Origin of the sequence: Nitrosomonas ureae (assembly GCF_001455205.1) — a bacterium.
Taxonomy (GTDB): domain Bacteria; phylum Pseudomonadota; class Gammaproteobacteria; order Burkholderiales; family Nitrosomonadaceae; genus Nitrosomonas; species Nitrosomonas ureae.
Genome location: NZ_CP013341.1, coordinates 3,106,065 through 3,122,647, shown reverse-complemented (window position 1 = coordinate 3,122,647; position 16,583 = coordinate 3,106,065). Strand labels below are relative to the sequence as shown.

Here is a 16,583-nt window from a genome sequence, read left to right as displayed (position 1 = left end):
ACAGATAGCTTTGGAAATATTTTCCTTGTGAAATAATACAAAATAGCTAGGAGAAATCTTGCGTAGATTTATTTCCCTGATCCATCGTTATGTGGGTTTGATCATGGCGATTTTTCTGCTGATTGCCGGGCTGACGGGAGCAATATTAGCTTGGTATCACGAGCTTGATGCCGTGTTAAATCCTCGGTTAATGCAAATCCAAGCTCCATCGTCGGATGTACAACCTTTAAATCCCTTTGTTTTGCAAGAGCGGGTGAAAGTTCACTATCCCGATGCATGGGTAAATTACATCAGTTTGAACCATCACCCCGGCAAATCTGCCCTATTTTTTCTGGAAGGTGCCATTGATCCCGTGACGGGTGAGTCTATCGATTTACCTAATGATGAAGTTTTCTTGAATCCTTATACCGGAGAGATTTTAGGAGAACGTAAATGGGCAGCTATTACACAGGGCTGGCATAATCTTTTGCCTTTTATTTATACATTACACCATTCATTGGCCCTCGGTGATCTTGGTATGCTGTTTATGGGGATCATTGCAGTTTTGTGGACGGTTGATTGCTTTATAGGTGCTTGTTTAACTTTTCCGGCTTCTCAGCGAAATCAATCACTTCTGAATAATGTGTTAAGTTTTGGAAAACGCTGGTGGAAGGCTTGGAAGATCCGCTGGAGCGCTAGCCCTTACAAATTGAATTTCGATCTGCATCGTGCAGGGGGACTGTGGCTATGGGTTATGTTGTTTGTATTCGCCTGGAGCAGCGTTGCGTTTAATTTAAATGAAGTCTATCACCCTGTCATGCAGCGGATGTTTTCCATGCAACCGGATCAGGAGGAAACTATTCCTCAATTGCCTGTTATGCAAGTGGATCCTGGTTTGAGTTGGCCGGCAGCTTTGGAGATCGCGCGCTCACAAATGGCGAGTCTGGCCGAGAAAAAAGGCTTTTCCATACGATATGAAAATAGTCTCGGCTACAATCCTTATACGGGCGTATTTCGCTATCAAGTACTCAGCGATCGCGATGTGGGCGAGACCTTCGCAGGGACCAATATATTTTTTGATGCAAACACCGGAAGACTAGTTGGTTTCTTTCTTCCTACCGGAGAGGCTAATGGCGATACCATTACAACCTGGCTGATGGTACTCCACACGGCGGCAATCTGGGGCATTTCCTTCAAGATATTTATTACGTTTGTGGGTTTGTTTGTTACCGTGCTGAGTGCTACGGGTATTTATATCTGGTGGAAAAAACGCCATGCTCGTCTGATAAATGAGCAACGCCGCGCAGCTGCAATCACAAACGCTACCAGTACTTGAGAATGTGGTTAAAAGCTGCGACCTTATTTGATTGATGGCTTAGATTCTGAAGGTACTAACCCGTGCCTGTTGTTCAAGTTGCTGCACCTTTTAAGTCAGCGGCGATTATGTATATTGTTGCCATTTTAATACTCAAGTTTTAGTGAGCCAATAACCGTTATCGGCGCTCCGGTATAAATAATCTCTCGGAAGTTTTGTGCACCGGTGAAATAACGTTCGTCAAGCAAGTTGCGAATATTTACAGAGGCGATGAAGTTGGTTCTTTTATTTAATATATGTGCTTGATTACGATAGTAAACAGCGGCATCTACACGTGTGTATCCAGGGAGACTGAATGGTTGTTGGCAAAAAGAGCCTTCCGGATCCTGACATAGAAAAATACCATTGCGCTGACCAAATACAAGGAATCCTGCGCTGACGCCAAATCCTTTAAGCATACCTTGATTGATGGTATAAGTTGTCCAAAGACTTGCTTGATGCTTGGGTACATTGGGCAACCGGCTGCCTTCAACGAAAGTGTTATCTTCGGTAATTCGTGCATCAATGTAAGCATAGCTTCCGATAATTTCCAGACCGGGCAGAATTTGTCCTGCGACATCAACCTCAAAACCACGGCTTCGTTGTTCGCCAGTGGCCATTGAGAAACCGGAACCGGGGCCCTGACTGACATCTGAGGTTAGAACATTCTTTTTAATGATCTCAAAGGCGGTAAACGTTAAACGTAATTGATCATCCGGTGTATGGAGCTTTATGCCGCCTTCATAAGCTTCTCCGGTCTCAGGCCGGAACAATTTTCCATCAACACTCCTGGCCCCGCCGCTCTGTGGCGCGAACGAGCGAGTGTAATTGGCAAACACCGCCATGGGTTTCCAAGGCTGATAAGTCATTCCGATCGAGGGGCTGAAAGCACGATCCGTCTGCTTATCCTTACTGCCTTCCGTTAGAAAAGCGTTGGGTCGATTGACTATATTTTGCTCGAACACATCAAATCGCCCTCCGGCATGCATATGCAAGTTTGGCAGGATAGAGATTTGATCTCCAAAATAAAGCCCTAATGCATTATTGGTTTGTTTTTGATTATTAAAAGTGGTTAATGGGCCATCGTTAAATTGCCGGTTAGAAGGATTAAAAATATCGATAAAGCTTCCCAATTCACCAAAATCGCCTGATGTTTTACCTCTTTGAAATTCCCTTCCAAGCTCAATCCCGAGTAATGCTTTATGTTTGATTGATCCAGTTGAAAAAGCGGCGTGTAGCTCATTTTGCATATAATGGCTTTGTAAGCTCTGCGGAATTTCATATCGAGCCAAGCCTAGGATGCCTGTTGTTTCATCCAGAATATTGGACTCCAGGCTCGAATACCGTTCAGAAGTGACGGCATTACGCAATGCAGAGCGCCATGTAAAAGTATCGTTAAATTGATGTAGCAAAGTAAGCATTGTTTTTCCATGTTCGATTTCCCCGCGCCTCCGAGGGTCTCCCAAAAAAGTGCCTATCGGGATAGGTGCCGGACCGTTGCCTACGGCAACAATGCCACGGTCTATTGGTGATTTATCACGGAGGTATTCACCTTCAAGGCGTAGTGAGGTTTTCTCACTCAGTGCCCAACCGATTGTGGGTGCAATAAAAAATCGCTCTGAATGAACGCCCTGACGATAACTATCTGCAGACTCATAGACTGCGTTCAGACGGGAGGTAATGCTTCCCGATTGATTTAATGGCCCGCCAATATCGATTGTCGGACGATATAATCCATAACTTCCAAAGATCATTTCTCCGGAAAAATAGCGGTGCCCGAGTGGTGCCTTAGTAGTTTGATTGATTACGCCGCCAGGATCAGAGCGCCCATAAAGATAGGAGGGCGGTCCTTTCACTACTTCTATGCTTTCGATATTTGCGGTATCGCGCGAAGCGCGCGCACCATATGTGCTATCTTCACGAAAACCGTTTTTGAAAACATTCAAATCGGATCGGAAGCCGCGAATCATGAAGTCACCCGCTCGACCTCCTTGCGTACTCGACATGAATGTTCCGCTGACATTGCGAATGGCTTCATCAATACGAAAAGCTTTTTGATCCTCAATCACGTTACGTGTAACTACGCCGATTGACCGCGGTACATCCTTGATGGGCGCGGGTATACGGGTTGCTGTAGATGATTGTTCCGTAATGTAACTGGTTTCTCTGACCTGTTTAATTAATAACTCAGGCAAGATAACCGATTGTACCTTTTCATCGGAGTTATCTTCAACGAGGGATGAGATTAGCCAGATGTTGCCATTATCTTCTTTATAAGTTAGATCCGTACCCGTAAGTAGCATATCCAAAGCTTGACGTGGCGACATCATTCCTTTTGTCGGCGATGATTTTTTGCCTGCAATTTGTTCCGAATTAAAAATCAATGAGATACCAGCCGTATCTCTCAATTGTTGTAGTGCGATTTCAAGTGATTGAGATGGAATATCGATGAAAATGTGATTTTCCTGCTTGGCTTGAACGTGTGAAAGATGTGTCATAAAAACAATACCGAATAGCCAAAATAACATATGCCTTATTGGTTTAGTTTGGCGCAAATCATCAGTTCTCATTCTTATTGTTGCTAACCTGCTATTTCTCACAATCTCTTGATCTCCTATAAATTAAGAATCCTAGTTCTAAGGTAATTTATGATAATTATAATACAAATGATAATGATTCGTATTAATAATATTTATGGCTAAAATAATTTCAGAACTTATATATAACAATTGGTCGAGAAAGCCCTTCGTTAATCGCTATGCTGACGTCGTAGTTTCAAGAGATGAATATTAGTACTGATTTGCATCGGAGTGAGGAGAGGTTCAATGTTCGATAGCTATGGCCTGCAGACACTTTCTTCTGTCAATCGAAGCCGGCAATTTGTGATGATTGAATCAGTTGCCTCATTTCATATCCAGAATAACATAGACTTATCGTCATCAATCCTGGATCTCCAATTCAAGACTACGCGAACTGCCGGTTCGCCGACTTCGGATAAATCCATTGCATCATTTTCTCAAAAAATGGAGTACTCATTCGGTTGAACTCTGGAGAGGTGTGTCTTTATATTTCAAAAATATCAGGAGAAATTATTCCTAATCCAGAATTTAATTTATAGATTGTTATGATTTACTGGAAGCATTTCCAATAACTCTGTGAGGAGGTCTACCATGATGAAGAGTAAGTTATTGCATAGTAATATTTATGATATAGATTCTGAAACTATGGGTTTTGATGATGAGGATGAGGATGCATTAGCTGATGGCATGATTCCAGATAGCCGGATTGTAAAACTTATTGATGAGTTGGAAACTGGTGATGATGATTTTTGTGTTGCTGAGGAATCTGAAATCGCAATAAAATCATTGGGATTTTGCCAATATTATGATTACGAATAATAAGAAAATAATTAGATATAAGCTCTTGGAGTCTTTTTGTTGATATTTGGGTTATTTATACTTTTTGTCTTATTTTCAGTCAGATAAATCTGGGTAGACGCGGTTACGTCCTTTCTTCTTGGCGTGATAGAGTTGTCGATCCGCTTGTGCGATTAATTCGTTCAGAGATACGTTAATATCTTGAGTGGTCGCAACGCCAAAGCTTGCGGTAAATGAGACTTTTTCGTCATTATCAATAGAAATTTGAATTGTTGTGATTCTTTTGCGCATCCTATCTGCAATGGCTATTGCATCCGTCAATTGTGTTTCCGGCAGAAAAATAAGAAATTCTTCGCCTCCCCAGCGTGCCAGAATATCTCCGCTGCGTGCTTCTTTTTGAATTGTTTCCGCCAATCGCACCAGAACGAGATCGCCTACAGGATGACCATAATTATCATTCAGTAATTTGAAATCATCGATATCCAGTATGATTACCGAGGTAGAACTTTTGCTGCGCAAGCTTATGGCCCACATCGGCTGCACGAATTTGTAAAAGGCCCGTCGGTTATTTAAGTTGGTTAATAAATCAATATCAGCTCTTTTTTCAGCTGCCAGCTTCTCGCTCTGATTAATGTTAAAACGCTCAGCAAGTGCAAGCGCTAGCAAAATCGCATCCGCCACCATCCCAATTTCTGTGGCTCGGTAAGTGAGCCAGTTGAAAGGAATGAACCCCCATACCGCATTAGCTGTAATAATGCCGCCACAAATCGTAAAAATCGATGCTAAGAGAAAATATTGCGCGAATCTGTTTTTTGTTCGCAGAGAAATGATACCCAATATGACAGCAAGAATATAGAAATAAAATATAAAAAACAGAGATATAAATAGCGTTATTATGAATTTATCGGTCAAGATTGCGATTAATGTTAATACGCTAAAGCTGAGGCAGCAGACAATAACTGACTGATAGATGCGAGGACTGGCCGTTTTGATATCCAAGAAGTTCAATGCAAATGCACAGCCACTTAAAGTACACATCATGATCAATACTGGATTGGACCATTGTTGCCAGTGCGGCGAATCAGGCCATAACCATTGGTAGCCATGGCCAGTATAGGCAGCATTGAGTAGCAAAAATAATAAGAGGTAGAGTGAGTAAAAAAAATAGGGAGCAGAGCGTAATCCGATATACAGCATAAAATTGTAGGCTACCAAAGCCAAAATAATTCCGTATATCAATCCGTAGCTATATGCTTGCAGCATATTTCTATCAGCGGTTTCTTCCGCGGTAAGGAAATAAATGGGCAAAACCATTGCGTCGTCTGACTCAACGCGGATGAGCACGGTAGTGTCACCGGTTCCAACATTATGCTCAGTGACAAAAAATCGATGGTTAAGCGGCCGTTGCGAAAATAGCTGGCTGTCGCCAATATGGTAACTATTTACTAACTGGTTCCCATGGAAATGATAAACATCAATCTTGTCCAACCAGGAGGTTTCAAGCAATAAATTTCGAAGCGCATAGTCATGGGTATGATTTCTAACGCGAAACGCAAGCCACACTGGTTTTGCGCCGATGCCAAAATTAAGTACGGAATCTGAGGATTGCGAAAAGTCACCATTTTGGAATGCGTCATATGCACTTTGCATGCTTAGATGAGCCTCTTCATTTCGATAAAACTGAATATGTTGCCCAATCGGTTCTTGGTATTTTTTAGAGACATCAATATCTTGTGCGTCTGCCGGTAAGCTCCAGAATGAGCACACTAGCATCATGGTCAGCAATACGGATATTTTTTTCATGAACTGCTTGTATGCGATAGTCAAGTATGGAGAGCAGTTGTATTAAGCGGATTAAATTCGCATTATCTTAAATTTCATAAACAGATACCTGGCGTGCGTGTATTTCTAAGTATAATGATAATTCTGAATAGGGAATTATATCGTTTCTCCGTAAAGCAAGAAAAGTAGGGTCAATAATTTCATGCCATGAAAAAAATCTGGACAAAAAATTACAGAATAAAACGCTTGATTTTATTTTTTGGCATCTGAAATTTTCTTGATCAGGTTCATTGATAGCAGTATTATCGGCAGTCGACTATCATCAAAATACTGCGAACAGAGTCATACCATTCACAAAATCGAGTCTAGCTAACCTTCGGAAAACAAGTTATTCCGATCCGAATTCAACCATTGTGAATTAAACCTACGCTCAGATTTTTGAGCGGAAGTTATATTGACAAAAAAATGTGACTGGGAAGGTGTGGTTTTTCTGGCGAGTGGCAGAATTGAGAATACCCGTGCCACATTCATCATAGGCTGTTCGATCAAAAGTTAAGAAATCGTGCATGGATATGCATTCTACCTTCAAGATTGAAAGGAGTGTTCGGAGTCAATTCCGCGCGTATAGGATTTCCTGGCTGAATTGGGATAATGGCGATGAATTTATTGCTACGGAATCGATACTCAAATGAACAATCCGTATAAGTAGTAATGATATCATTTCGCAAATTATTTTCGATATTGGTTTTTGTTGAGATCCGATGTTTTTATTTAACAGAATTTATTTCATCTTAGTCTGATGGGATAAATTTATGGAAAAATCTAAAAATGTCTGCAAGCTGGGAGTGTACAAAAAATTGTATTATTCCCGCAGAATTATATTTAAGTGATGAATGTTGAAAAGAGTTATATGAATTAAGCAGGAAATGCCCAACAGCTATATTATCCTATCTATGAATTTATCGCTTGTCGCGCTCATACCTTTTGTCGGCGCTATCTTTGTTGCATCCATTTCCCGTTTGGGCCGATTGCATGCCGCTTGGGGTGCCGGTTTCGTGACGCTACTTGCGTTAGCCATTTTATATCCGATGATTGCTGATGTTTTTTCAGGGCAAATTATCATTCAGCGCTTTAGCTGGATACCGGTGCTCGGCTTGGACCTGGCATTTCGTCTCGATGGATTGGGTTTGCTCTTTTCGCTGATGATCTTGGGTATTGGCCTACTTATTATCCTCTATGCCCGGTATTACTTGTCCGAGCGGGATGACATGGGACGTTTTTTTGCTTATTTGCTGATGTTCATGGGTTCCATGCTGGGAATTGTGTTATCAGAAAATATTATTCAGCTATTGATTTTCTGGGAGTTAACCAGTCTGTCGTCGTTCTTGCTCATTAGTTATTGGCAACACCGGCAAGAATCACGCAGCGGAGCGCGTATGGCGTTGGCCGTTACTGGCGGTGGCGGTCTGGCACTGCTCGGTGGTTTTCTGCTACTGGGTGAAATTTGCAACAGCTATGATTTATCCGTGATTTTGAGATCAGGCGATAGTATCCGTGCCCATGCGTTATATCTGCCGATGTTGATACTGATATTGCTTGGTGCTTTCACTAAATCAGCGCAATTTCCATTTCACTTCTGGTTGCCTAATGCCATGGCTGCTCCTACGCCGGTGTCTGCTTATTTGCATTCTGCTACTATGGTAAAAGCCGGTGTGTTCTTGCTTGCTCGTTTTTTTCCCGCTTTGTCGGGTACATCGGAATGGTTCTGGCTGGTTAGTATGACAGGGCTGGTTACATTGCTTGTGGCCGCTTACATTGCTATGTTTAAGCACGATCTAAAAGGATTGCTTGCGTATTCGACGATCAGTCATCTGGGTTTGATTACTTTATTATTCGGCATGGGAACCCCGCTTGCAGCGGTTGCCGGTGTTTTTCATATCATTAACCATGCGATTTTCAAAGCCTCCTTGTTTATGGCTGCGGGCATTATCGATCACGAAGCGGGTACGCGAGATATGCGCCGTTTGCGAGGATTATGGAAATTTATGCCACACACAGCATTACTGGCCATGGTGGCTGCCGCTTCTATGGCGGGCGTGCCGCTATTTAACGGTTTTTTATCTAAGGAAATGTTTTTTGCCGAAACTTTGCATCATACTCATCAACCGTTGGGATGGCTGATGCCTGCCGCAGCAACTCTAGCGGGTATTTTTGCCGTGGCTTATTCATTACGTTTTATCCATACGGTTTTTTTTAATGGAGAGCCGGTTGATTTGCCCAAAACACCACATGAGCCTCCACGCTGGATGAAGGTGCCGGTGGAAATTCTGGTAGCTTTATGTTTGCTGGTTGGGATGCTCCCGGCATTAACTGTAGAACCCATTCTTGCAGTAGCTGCTGCTGGTGTTCTACAGGGATCTGTTCCAGAACACGATTTGGCTATCTGGCATGGTTTTAATCCGGCATTATGGATGAGTATTATTGCGTTATCCGGCGGAATTTTAATTTATCTGGTTCGCCGTCCATTATCCGCATGGTACGAAAAAATCGGTGATCGGCTGGAATTTAGATCACTATACAATTATATGCTTAACCAGCTTTTTAAAATTTCTCGTTATATAACCCATTTACTGAATGCACATTCGCTTCAGCAGATGCTGTTTGTTTTTATGCTTTTTATTCTGGCGCTTGGCGTGACAGGCTTCATCGATAATGTATCAGCTCTAACCGGGGATCGCATACGACTGCCTGTAGATGGCGTCAGCGTATTGGTTACATTGATTCTTATAATTGCCGCGATAGGTGCGGTTATCCTGCATCGGCAACGTCTTGTATCGCTCATTTTAATGGGTGCGGTAGGCTTGGGAGTGTCTCTTGTTTTTATCAAGTTTTCTGCGCCGGATCTGGCTTTGACACAATTATCCGTCGAGGTGGTAACGATTGTTCTGATGCTGTTAGCATTATATTTTTTACCGCAATTTTCGCCGCGGGAATCCGGGAATTATGTACGCAGCCGTGATGCTTTGGTCGCTATAGCAGCGGGTTCAGGTGTGAGTTTATTAGTTTGGGCTATTTTAACCCGTCCATATTACAGCATCGCAGATTACTTCTTGAGCAATAGCGTGACAGGTGGGGGTGGAACGAATGTAGTCAATGTCATTCTGGTTGATTTCAGAGGCTATGACACACTCGGTGAGATTACCGTGCTAGCGTTAGCCGGACTGGGTATATATGCGATGCTGCATCAACTAAAGTTATCCGGCTCGGAACAAGACAGCCAGGGACAAATCTGGGATCATGATTTGCATCCGGTTATCATGGCGTCGTTTGTGCGTCTGCTATTACCGCTCGCCTTGCTGGTTTCTGTATATATTTTGCTGCGTGGGCATAATCTACCCGGAGGGGGATTTATCGCAGGATTAATAACTGCGGTAGCACTAATCATGCAATATTTGGCCAATGGTGTGGCATGGGCGCATAGCCGTTTGTCAGTCAATATGCATCATGTGATAGGGGCGGGTATTTTTGTCGCGGTATTGACGGGTGTTGCCAGTTGGTTTTTTGATCATCCTTTTTTGACCTCCACCTTTAGTCATCTGCATTGGCCGATAATTGGAGAGTTCGAGCTAGCCTCGGCTATGATGTTTGATCTGGGTGTATATCTGGTTGTCGTCGGTACCACGCTATTGATACTTATTTATCTTGGTCTGGTACATAAAGAGAGTCATTTGACAAACGTCAGAAAGAGAATCCGTTAATGGAAGCGCTGGTAGCAATACTGATAGGAACACTCACGGGTTGTGGCGTTTATTTGGCTTTACGCAACCGTACTTTTCCGGTTGTGCTGGGTCTGACTTTTTTGTCTTACGCAGTCAATCTATTTCTGCTGGTAATGGGGCGGCTCACTATCGGTAAACCACCGATTATTGTAGAAGGTGTTACGGAATATGCGGATCCCTTGCCGCAGGCGTTAGTGTTGACAGCAATTGTAATCAGTTTTGCCATGACTGCTTTTGTCATTGTATTGTCCCTCAAGGCGCATCTGGAAATGGGGAACGATCATGTGGATGGAAAACATAAACCATGATAAGCCATATGGTTATTCTTCCCGTGATATGGCCGTTATTGTTTGGCGCGTTGTTGTTGTTGCTGCAAAAACAGAGTCTGCAGGTGTTGCGTATTGTAAGCATCTCATCCGTAAGTGTTTTGGTTCTGTTGACAGGATGGTTGCTCAGCGTCGTTAACAATGGCGAGATTCTGGTTTATGCATTAGGCAACTGGCCCCCACCCTTTGGCATTGTTCTGGTCGCTGATCGGCTTGCTGCCTGGATGTTGATCATTACTGCATTGGTTTCTTTGTGCGCGCTACTTTATGCAGTGCGCGGCACGGATACTATGGGACCACATTTCCATGTGCTATACCAATTGCAATTATTTGGTTTAAATGGTGCATTTTTGACCGGTGATTTGTTTAATCTATTTGTATTCTTTGAAATTCTGCTACTTGCTTCCTATGGTTTATTACTGCATGGTGGGGGACGGTTGCGCACCATGGCCGGGTTACATTTTGTCATCATCAATCTCGTGGGTTCAACTTTGTTTTTGTTTGCTGTAGGAACACTCTACGGGCTCTTGGGTACATTAAATATGGCTGATCTGGCGGTTAAAGTTGCCAATGTTGCTAGCGAGGATATTGCGCTCATTCGTACGGCTGGCTTACTGTTGTTTGCCGTATTTGCTCTCAAAGCCGCTCTTTTGCCGCTTTATTTGTGGCTCCCTGCGGCTTATGCGCATACATCTGCTCCGGTTGCCGCTTTATTTGCCATCATGACCAAGGTTGGTGCGTACAGCATTTTGCGCATTTATACTTTGATCTTTGGCGAACAAGCCGGGCCAATTGCCAATTTGATTCAACCCTGGTTGTTACCATTGGCTTTGGCAACGTTGGTTGCAGGCGTACTGGGTGTTCTGGCAAGTACGCATTTGCGGCAGCAGGTGGCCTATCTAGTGGTTGCATCGGTCGGTACACTATTTATCGCTTTTGGCATCAACACGAGCGCCGGAATAGCGGCCGGATTGTATTATTTGCCACATTCCACCTTCGCTGCCGCCGCATTTTTTCTGCTTGCTGATGGCATTGCTAAGCGACGTGGCGAAATGGGCGATCGCTTTGAGCCGGGTTTGATCATGATGCATCAGCGAATAGTAGGCACACTCTTTTTTGTAGCAGCGGTTTTAGTGACAGGATTGCCCCCATTATCCGGTTTTGTAGCAAAATTCATGATCTTACAAGCGGCGCTATCACATACGGCTCTGCCATGGATAATGGCTATTGTATTAATAACCAGCTTGTTTACTATTATTGCATTGGCGCGTAGCGGAAGTCTGATTTTTTATCGGGCTCAAGCTCCGCAGCCGAGCCATGCTGCAACGGATAGCCATGTTCGGCCCAGTATAGTGTCAGACATAAATGGCTTGGTGATTGCTACCTGTTTGCTTGCGTTATGTGTAGTTATAATGATCTGGGCTGGTGCAATTATCGAGTTTGTACAGGCAACAGCAAATCAGTTGTTGCAACCTGATGATTATATTAAATCTGTGCTAGGTGTTGAGAAATGACAACCATGGCTCGTTTGCTGCCTCATCCGATTTTATCCCCCACGCTGACAGGTTTATGGTTACTGCTGGTTAACAGCATAACGCCCGGGCAGATTGTTCTCGGTTTGTTGCTGGGTTGGATGATACCGTTATTAACCCAACGCTTTTGGCCGGAGGTTGTGACAATTCACAAACCTTTTACTTTGTTGCGGTATATTGGGATATTACTGTGGGATATTATTATGGCCAATTTTACGGTAGCGCGATTAATTCTTGGCGATCTGGATCGGCTTAAGCCGGTTTTTATTCAATTACCATTAAGCGTGACATCTGATTTGGCTATCAGTTTATTGGCTAACAGCATCACATTGACACCGGGGACAGTATCGGCGCGATTGTCTGAAGATCGCAGATATTTGTTAATTCATGCACTCAATGAAGCTGATCCGGATACACTGATCGCAACGATTAAGCAACGCTATGAACGTCCATTACAGGAGATTTTTGAACAATGTTAGATCTCGTGATTAGTATTGCACTTGGATTAGTGGCCGCGGCAGTCGCTATGAGTTTCTGGCGACTGTTGCGCGGCCCCAGTTTGCCGGATCGGATTCTGGCACTGGATACTTTATATGTAAATGCCATTGCATTACTCATGTTGCTAGGGATTCATCTGGGTAGCGCACTGTTCTTTGAGGCAGCATTATTGATTGCTTTGATGGGTTTCATAGGTACTGTTGCATTATGCAAGTATTTATTGCGTGGCGATATTATTGAATAAACTATGTTGGAATATTTATTATCTTTTTTAATTTTGACTGGAGCTATCTTTACTTTCATCGGCTCATTAGGCCTGCTGCGGTTAAAGGATTTTTATATGCGCTTGCATGGACCGACTAAGGCTACAACATTGGGTGTAGGGAGCCTGTTGATTGCATCGGCGGTATTTTTCAGTAACCGCGACGCCGGTCTCAGTCTGCACGAAATATTGATTACGCTGTTTCTTTTTATTACTGCACCGGTAAGCGCACACTTACTTGCCAAGGCAGCATTACATCTGAATCTGCATTCGTTTGCGAAAATACCGATCAAATCAATAAAAGAAAAAGCAAGTAGTGACACAATCGGTATCAAACACTAAAAGGAAAATCTTTTTTGCCAGATAAGCATGTATCACATAAATCGGTTTAATTAAAAAACAGCAGTGATATTGTTTTATTCATCAAGTTTCCTATTCTGCGCGATTTTCTAACATAAGTTTTTATTGCTAAACATATTTTTAATTATAAATGCAAGAAATTGACTTTACTTAAAAATCCGCGGGTATTATTTGAAATCAAGCAGATACTCCCAGACTGATCAAAACATTCAGAAATTCAGATAATTTTCGTTGTTCGCTGTTAGTATCGCTAGCTTGGAATTCGGACGTTTCATTCCTACTTGAATAAACAAGTAGATTGATAGGGAAGTTATAGTAAGTTTTAAGATTTGATTCTTTAGTACCTGCTATTATTCAGTAATAAAACCAATAGTTCATTCACGTCAACATTTATTAAGCAGGAAATCAAAAGGCTTGCTTGTAAAATAAAATTACGGGGATAAACTGGCTTATTTCAAGATAAGAAAGATCCTCTATTTATATTAATATAACCCTAATGCTATTACATTTTTTTGAAGGAAACTATTAACAATGTTGACACATATACAACGCCTTGAAGCGGAGAGTATTCATATCATGCGGGAGGTAGTTGCAGAGTGCGAGCATCCGGTAATGCTCTATTCTGTCGGCAAGGATAGCGCAGTGATGCTGCATCTGGCAGTAAAGGCATTTTATCCCTCGAAACTGCCTTTTCCATTACTGCATGTCGATACTACCTGGAAATTCAAGGAAATGATTGAATTTCGTGACGTAATGGCAAAAAAATTGGGAGCTGATCTTATTGTTCATATTAATCCTGAGGGTGTTGCAAAAGGAATCAATCCTTTTACACATGGTTCGGCAATTCATACGGATATTTGGAAGACTGAAGGTTTAAAACAGGCGCTGGATAAGCATGGTTTTGATGTCGCTTTCGGTGGGGCACGTCGCGATGAAGAAAAATCACGCGCAAAAGAGCGTATTTTTTCCATTCGATCTGCACAGCATCGTTGGGATCCCAAGTTGCAGCGTCCTGAATTATGGCGGCTATATAATGCGCGCAAAAACCCGGGTGAGAGCATTCGAGTTTTTCCACTTTCCAATTGGACTGAGTTGGATATTTGGCAATACATCCATTTGAATAATATTCCTATTGTCCCACTGTACTATGCTAAGGAACGGCCTGTTGTGGAGCGTGATGGTACTTTAATTATGGTTGATGATGAGCGTTTGCCGTTGAGAGAAGGCGAGTCGCCGATGATGAAGAAAGTCCGTTTTCGTACGTTGGGTTGTTATCCCTTAACCGGTGCAATTGAAAGTGAGGCAAGTTCCCTGGTGGATATTATTCAGGAGATGTTGTTGGCGCGAACATCTGAGCGGCAGGGGCGATTAATCGATCATGATTCCACAGGTTCGATGGAGAAAAAGAAACAGGAGGGTTACTTCTAATGGCACACGTATCTGATTTAATTGCCGAAGATATCGAGTTGTATTTAAAAACGCATGAGAACAAAAGCATGCTTCGGTTCATCACTTGCGGTAGCGTTGATGATGGGAAAAGCACCTTAATTGGACGCATGTTATATGAATCCAAGATGCTATTTGAAGATCAATTGGCTCAATTAGAGGTAGATTCCAAGAAAGTCGGTACCCAGGCCGGTGAGCTGGATTTCGCATTACTGGTCGACGGACTTGCTGCGGAGCGCGAGCAAGGGATAACCATTGATGTCGCTTATCGTTTCTTTTCCACCGACAAGCGCAAGTTTATCGTCGCGGATACGCCGGGTCATGAGCAGTATACCCGCAATATGGTCACAGGAGCCTCAACAGCGGACGTAGCAGTAATTCTTATAGATGCGCGCAAAGGCGTACTGACGCAGACGCGACGCCATAGTTATCTGGTTTCATTAATTGGAATCCAACATGTGGTGCTTGCAATCAACAAGCTGGACATGGTGGGATACTCAGAAGAAATTTTTCATCGAATCAATAGCGAATATCGTGAATTTGCAAAAGAATTGGGGCTGAATAATATTGTAACTATCCCGATGTCAGCCCTCAAAGGCGATAATATTACTGCACTGAGCGAAAACACGCCTTGGTATCACGGTGAAACATTGATGGGATTTCTGGAAAATGTGCAAGTTGATGATACGAATGTGGAATCCGGAGTGTTTCGCATGCCGGTACAATGGGTCAATCGCCCCAATCTGGATTTTCGCGGCTACTCCGGTATGGTTGCACGTGGCAGCGTCAAGCCAGGTGATCTTATTCGTGTTTTACCTTCTGGCAGAGAAAGCCGCGTAACTCGCATTGTGACCAGTGATGGCGATTTAACACAAGCAATTTCGGGGCAATCCATTACATTGACGTTGGCTGATGAAATCGATATTAGCCGGGGGGATATTTTAGCCGCTACCGATTCTTTGCCTGGTGTAGCAGATCAATTTGAAGCTACGATTGTGTGGATGGTTGATGAACCAATGCTTCCCGGTCGACCCTATTTGATGAAAATTGGGACAAAAACTGTTACTGCGAATGTTTCGGTACTGAAATATAAGGTAAATGTCAATACACTCGAACATATCGCTGTTACCAAACTGGAACTTAATGAAATCGGTATTTGCAATCTCAGTACTGATCAGTTGATCGCTTTCGACCCGTATAAAGAAGATCATGATATCGGCGGCTTCATTCTCATTGATCGCCTAACTAATAATACAGTAGGTGCCGGCATGCTGCATTTTGCCTTGCGCCGGTCGCAGAATATTCACTGGCAAGCGATTAATATCAATAAGCAAGCGCATGCTGCCACAAAAAGACAGAAGCCATTTATTCTTTGGTTTACTGGTCTGTCCGGCAGCGGTAAATCAACCATTGCCAATTTGGTCGAGAAAAAACTCTATTCTCTTGGTAAGCATACCTATCTGTTGGATGGAGACAATGTACGCCATGGGCTTAATAAAGACCTTGGTTTTACCGATGCAGACCGGGTTGAAAATATCCGTCGCATCGCTGAGGTTGCTAAATTGATGGTCGATGCAGGGCAGATTGTATTGGTGTCATTCATTTCACCTTTCCATTCTGAACGTAGAATGGCCAGAGAATTGGTAGAGCAAGGTGAATTCTTTGAAGTATTTATTGATACACCCATCCATGTCGCAGAAGAGCGAGATCCCAAAGGATTGTACAAGAAAATGCGCCGGGGTGAATTGAAAAACTTCACCGGAATTGATTCACCTTACGAAGCGCCAGAGAATCCGGAAATTCATATTAATACAACGAAGCTTACTCCTGAACAGGCTGTTGAACACATTGTCAATTATCTGATGCATATAGGTGCATTAAGTTAATA

General features: G+C 42.9%; 13 protein-coding genes. 11 read left to right on the top strand and 2 right to left on the bottom strand.

The annotated features are described in order from the left end of the window. Nucleotides 1–58 precede the first annotated feature (58 nt). The gene (locus ATY38_RS14465) at nt 59–1,315 is read left to right on the top strand and encodes a PepSY-associated TM helix domain-containing protein (RefSeq protein WP_062559909.1); all 1,257 of its coding nucleotides are present in this window, start codon (nt 59–61) and stop codon (nt 1,313–1,315) included. 125 nt (nt 1,316–1,440) lie between these two features. Here ATY38_RS14465 and ATY38_RS14460 read toward each other — a convergent pair whose 3' ends face one another. Then, nucleotides 1,441–3,903 carry a TonB-dependent siderophore receptor gene (locus ATY38_RS14460; RefSeq protein WP_062559908.1) on the bottom strand — a complete coding sequence of 821 codons (2,463 nt, stop codon included), beginning with the start codon at nt 3,901–3,903 and terminating at the stop codon, nt 1,441–1,443. Nucleotides 3,904–4,158: 255 nt separating this feature from the next. On the opposite strand from ATY38_RS14460, the gene ATY38_RS14455 reads away from it, so the two are divergent. Then, nucleotides 4,159–4,377 carry a hypothetical protein gene (locus ATY38_RS14455; RefSeq protein ID WP_062559907.1) on the top strand — a complete coding sequence of 73 codons (219 nt, stop codon included), beginning with the start codon at nt 4,159–4,161 and terminating at the stop codon, nt 4,375–4,377. 126 nt (nt 4,378–4,503) lie between these two features. Beyond that, nucleotides 4,504–4,731: a hypothetical protein gene (locus tag ATY38_RS14450; RefSeq protein ID WP_062559906.1), complete on the top strand. Its 228-nt coding sequence runs from the start codon at nt 4,504–4,506 to the stop codon at nt 4,729–4,731. A 75-nt stretch (nt 4,732–4,806) separates the two neighbouring features. Here ATY38_RS14450 and ATY38_RS14445 read toward each other — a convergent pair whose 3' ends face one another. Beyond that, the gene (locus tag ATY38_RS14445; protein WP_062559905.1) at nt 4,807–6,513 is read right to left on the bottom strand and encodes a sensor domain-containing diguanylate cyclase; all 1,707 of its coding nucleotides are present in this window, start codon (nt 6,511–6,513) and stop codon (nt 4,807–4,809) included. Nucleotides 6,514–7,445: 932 nt separating this feature from the next. Between ATY38_RS14445 and ATY38_RS14440 the strand changes: the two genes are divergently transcribed. The 8 genes from ATY38_RS14440 to cysN all read left to right on the top strand — a co-directional run bounded on the left by ATY38_RS14440 (nt 7,446) and on the right by cysN (nt 16,581). Beyond that, nucleotides 7,446–10,250, top strand: a complete 2,805-nt coding sequence (locus ATY38_RS14440) for a monovalent cation/H+ antiporter subunit A (RefSeq protein WP_062559904.1) — start codon at nt 7,446–7,448, stop codon at nt 10,248–10,250. Further along, nucleotides 10,250–10,579, top strand: coding sequence for a Na+/H+ antiporter subunit C (locus tag ATY38_RS14435; protein WP_013647728.1), 330 nt, complete (start codon nt 10,250–10,252; stop codon nt 10,577–10,579). The genes ATY38_RS14440 and ATY38_RS14435 overlap by 1 nt, the downstream gene beginning before the upstream one ends. Then, entirely contained in the window at nt 10,576–12,111 is a 1,536-nt protein-coding gene (locus tag ATY38_RS14430) for a monovalent cation/H+ antiporter subunit D (protein ID WP_062559903.1), read from the top strand. Before ATY38_RS14435 ends, ATY38_RS14430 begins: the two co-directional genes overlap by 4 nt. Beyond that, a complete protein-coding gene (locus ATY38_RS14425) occupies nt 12,108–12,608 on the top strand; it encodes a Na+/H+ antiporter subunit E (RefSeq protein ID WP_074701649.1) in 501 nt (166 codons plus the stop codon). The genes ATY38_RS14430 and ATY38_RS14425 overlap by 4 nt, the downstream gene beginning before the upstream one ends. Then, nucleotides 12,602–12,871, top strand: a complete 270-nt coding sequence (locus ATY38_RS14420; protein WP_062559902.1) for a K+/H+ antiporter subunit F — start codon at nt 12,602–12,604, stop codon at nt 12,869–12,871. Before ATY38_RS14425 ends, ATY38_RS14420 begins: the two co-directional genes overlap by 7 nt. Before the next feature lie 3 nt (nt 12,872–12,874). Then, nucleotides 12,875–13,231, top strand: a complete 357-nt coding sequence (locus ATY38_RS14415; protein ID WP_062559901.1) for a Na+/H+ antiporter subunit G — start codon at nt 12,875–12,877, stop codon at nt 13,229–13,231. Nucleotides 13,232–13,780: 549 nt separating this feature from the next. Next, nucleotides 13,781–14,677, top strand: a complete 897-nt coding sequence (gene cysD, locus ATY38_RS14410) for a sulfate adenylyltransferase subunit CysD (RefSeq protein WP_062559900.1) — start codon at nt 13,781–13,783, stop codon at nt 14,675–14,677. Beyond that, a complete protein-coding gene (gene cysN, locus ATY38_RS14405) occupies nt 14,677–16,581 on the top strand; it encodes a sulfate adenylyltransferase subunit CysN (protein WP_062559899.1) in 1,905 nt (634 codons plus the stop codon). Before cysD ends, cysN begins: the two co-directional genes overlap by 1 nt. The last annotated feature ends 2 nt before the right edge of the window (nt 16,582–16,583 follow it).

Bases quoted from the DNA above. Each gene is read 5' to 3' on its own strand.
- ATY38_RS14460 (WP_062559908.1), bottom strand. From the start codon at position 3,903: ATGAGAACTGATGATTTGCGCCAAACTAAACCAATAAGGCATATGTTA.
- ATY38_RS14455 (WP_062559907.1), top strand. From the start codon at position 4,159: ATGTTCGATAGCTATGGCCTGCAGACACTTTCTTCTGTCAATCGAAGC.
- ATY38_RS14450 (WP_062559906.1), top strand. From the start codon at position 4,504: ATGATGAAGAGTAAGTTATTGCATAGTAATATTTATGATATAGATTCT.
- ATY38_RS14445 (WP_062559905.1), bottom strand. From the start codon at position 6,513: ATGAAAAAAATATCCGTATTGCTGACCATGATGCTAGTGTGCTCATTC.
- ATY38_RS14440 (WP_062559904.1), top strand. From the start codon at position 7,446: ATGAATTTATCGCTTGTCGCGCTCATACCTTTTGTCGGCGCTATCTTT.
- ATY38_RS14435 (WP_013647728.1), top strand. From the start codon at position 10,250: ATGGAAGCGCTGGTAGCAATACTGATAGGAACACTCACGGGTTGTGGC.
- ATY38_RS14430 (WP_062559903.1), top strand. From the start codon at position 10,576: ATGATAAGCCATATGGTTATTCTTCCCGTGATATGGCCGTTATTGTTT.
- ATY38_RS14425 (WP_074701649.1), top strand. From the start codon at position 12,108: ATGACAACCATGGCTCGTTTGCTGCCTCATCCGATTTTATCCCCCACG.
- ATY38_RS14420 (WP_062559902.1), top strand. From the start codon at position 12,602: ATGTTAGATCTCGTGATTAGTATTGCACTTGGATTAGTGGCCGCGGCA.
- ATY38_RS14415 (WP_062559901.1), top strand. From the start codon at position 12,875: ATGTTGGAATATTTATTATCTTTTTTAATTTTGACTGGAGCTATCTTT.
- cysD (WP_062559900.1), top strand. From the start codon at position 13,781: ATGTTGACACATATACAACGCCTTGAAGCGGAGAGTATTCATATCATG.
- cysN (WP_062559899.1), top strand. From the start codon at position 14,677: ATGGCACACGTATCTGATTTAATTGCCGAAGATATCGAGTTGTATTTA.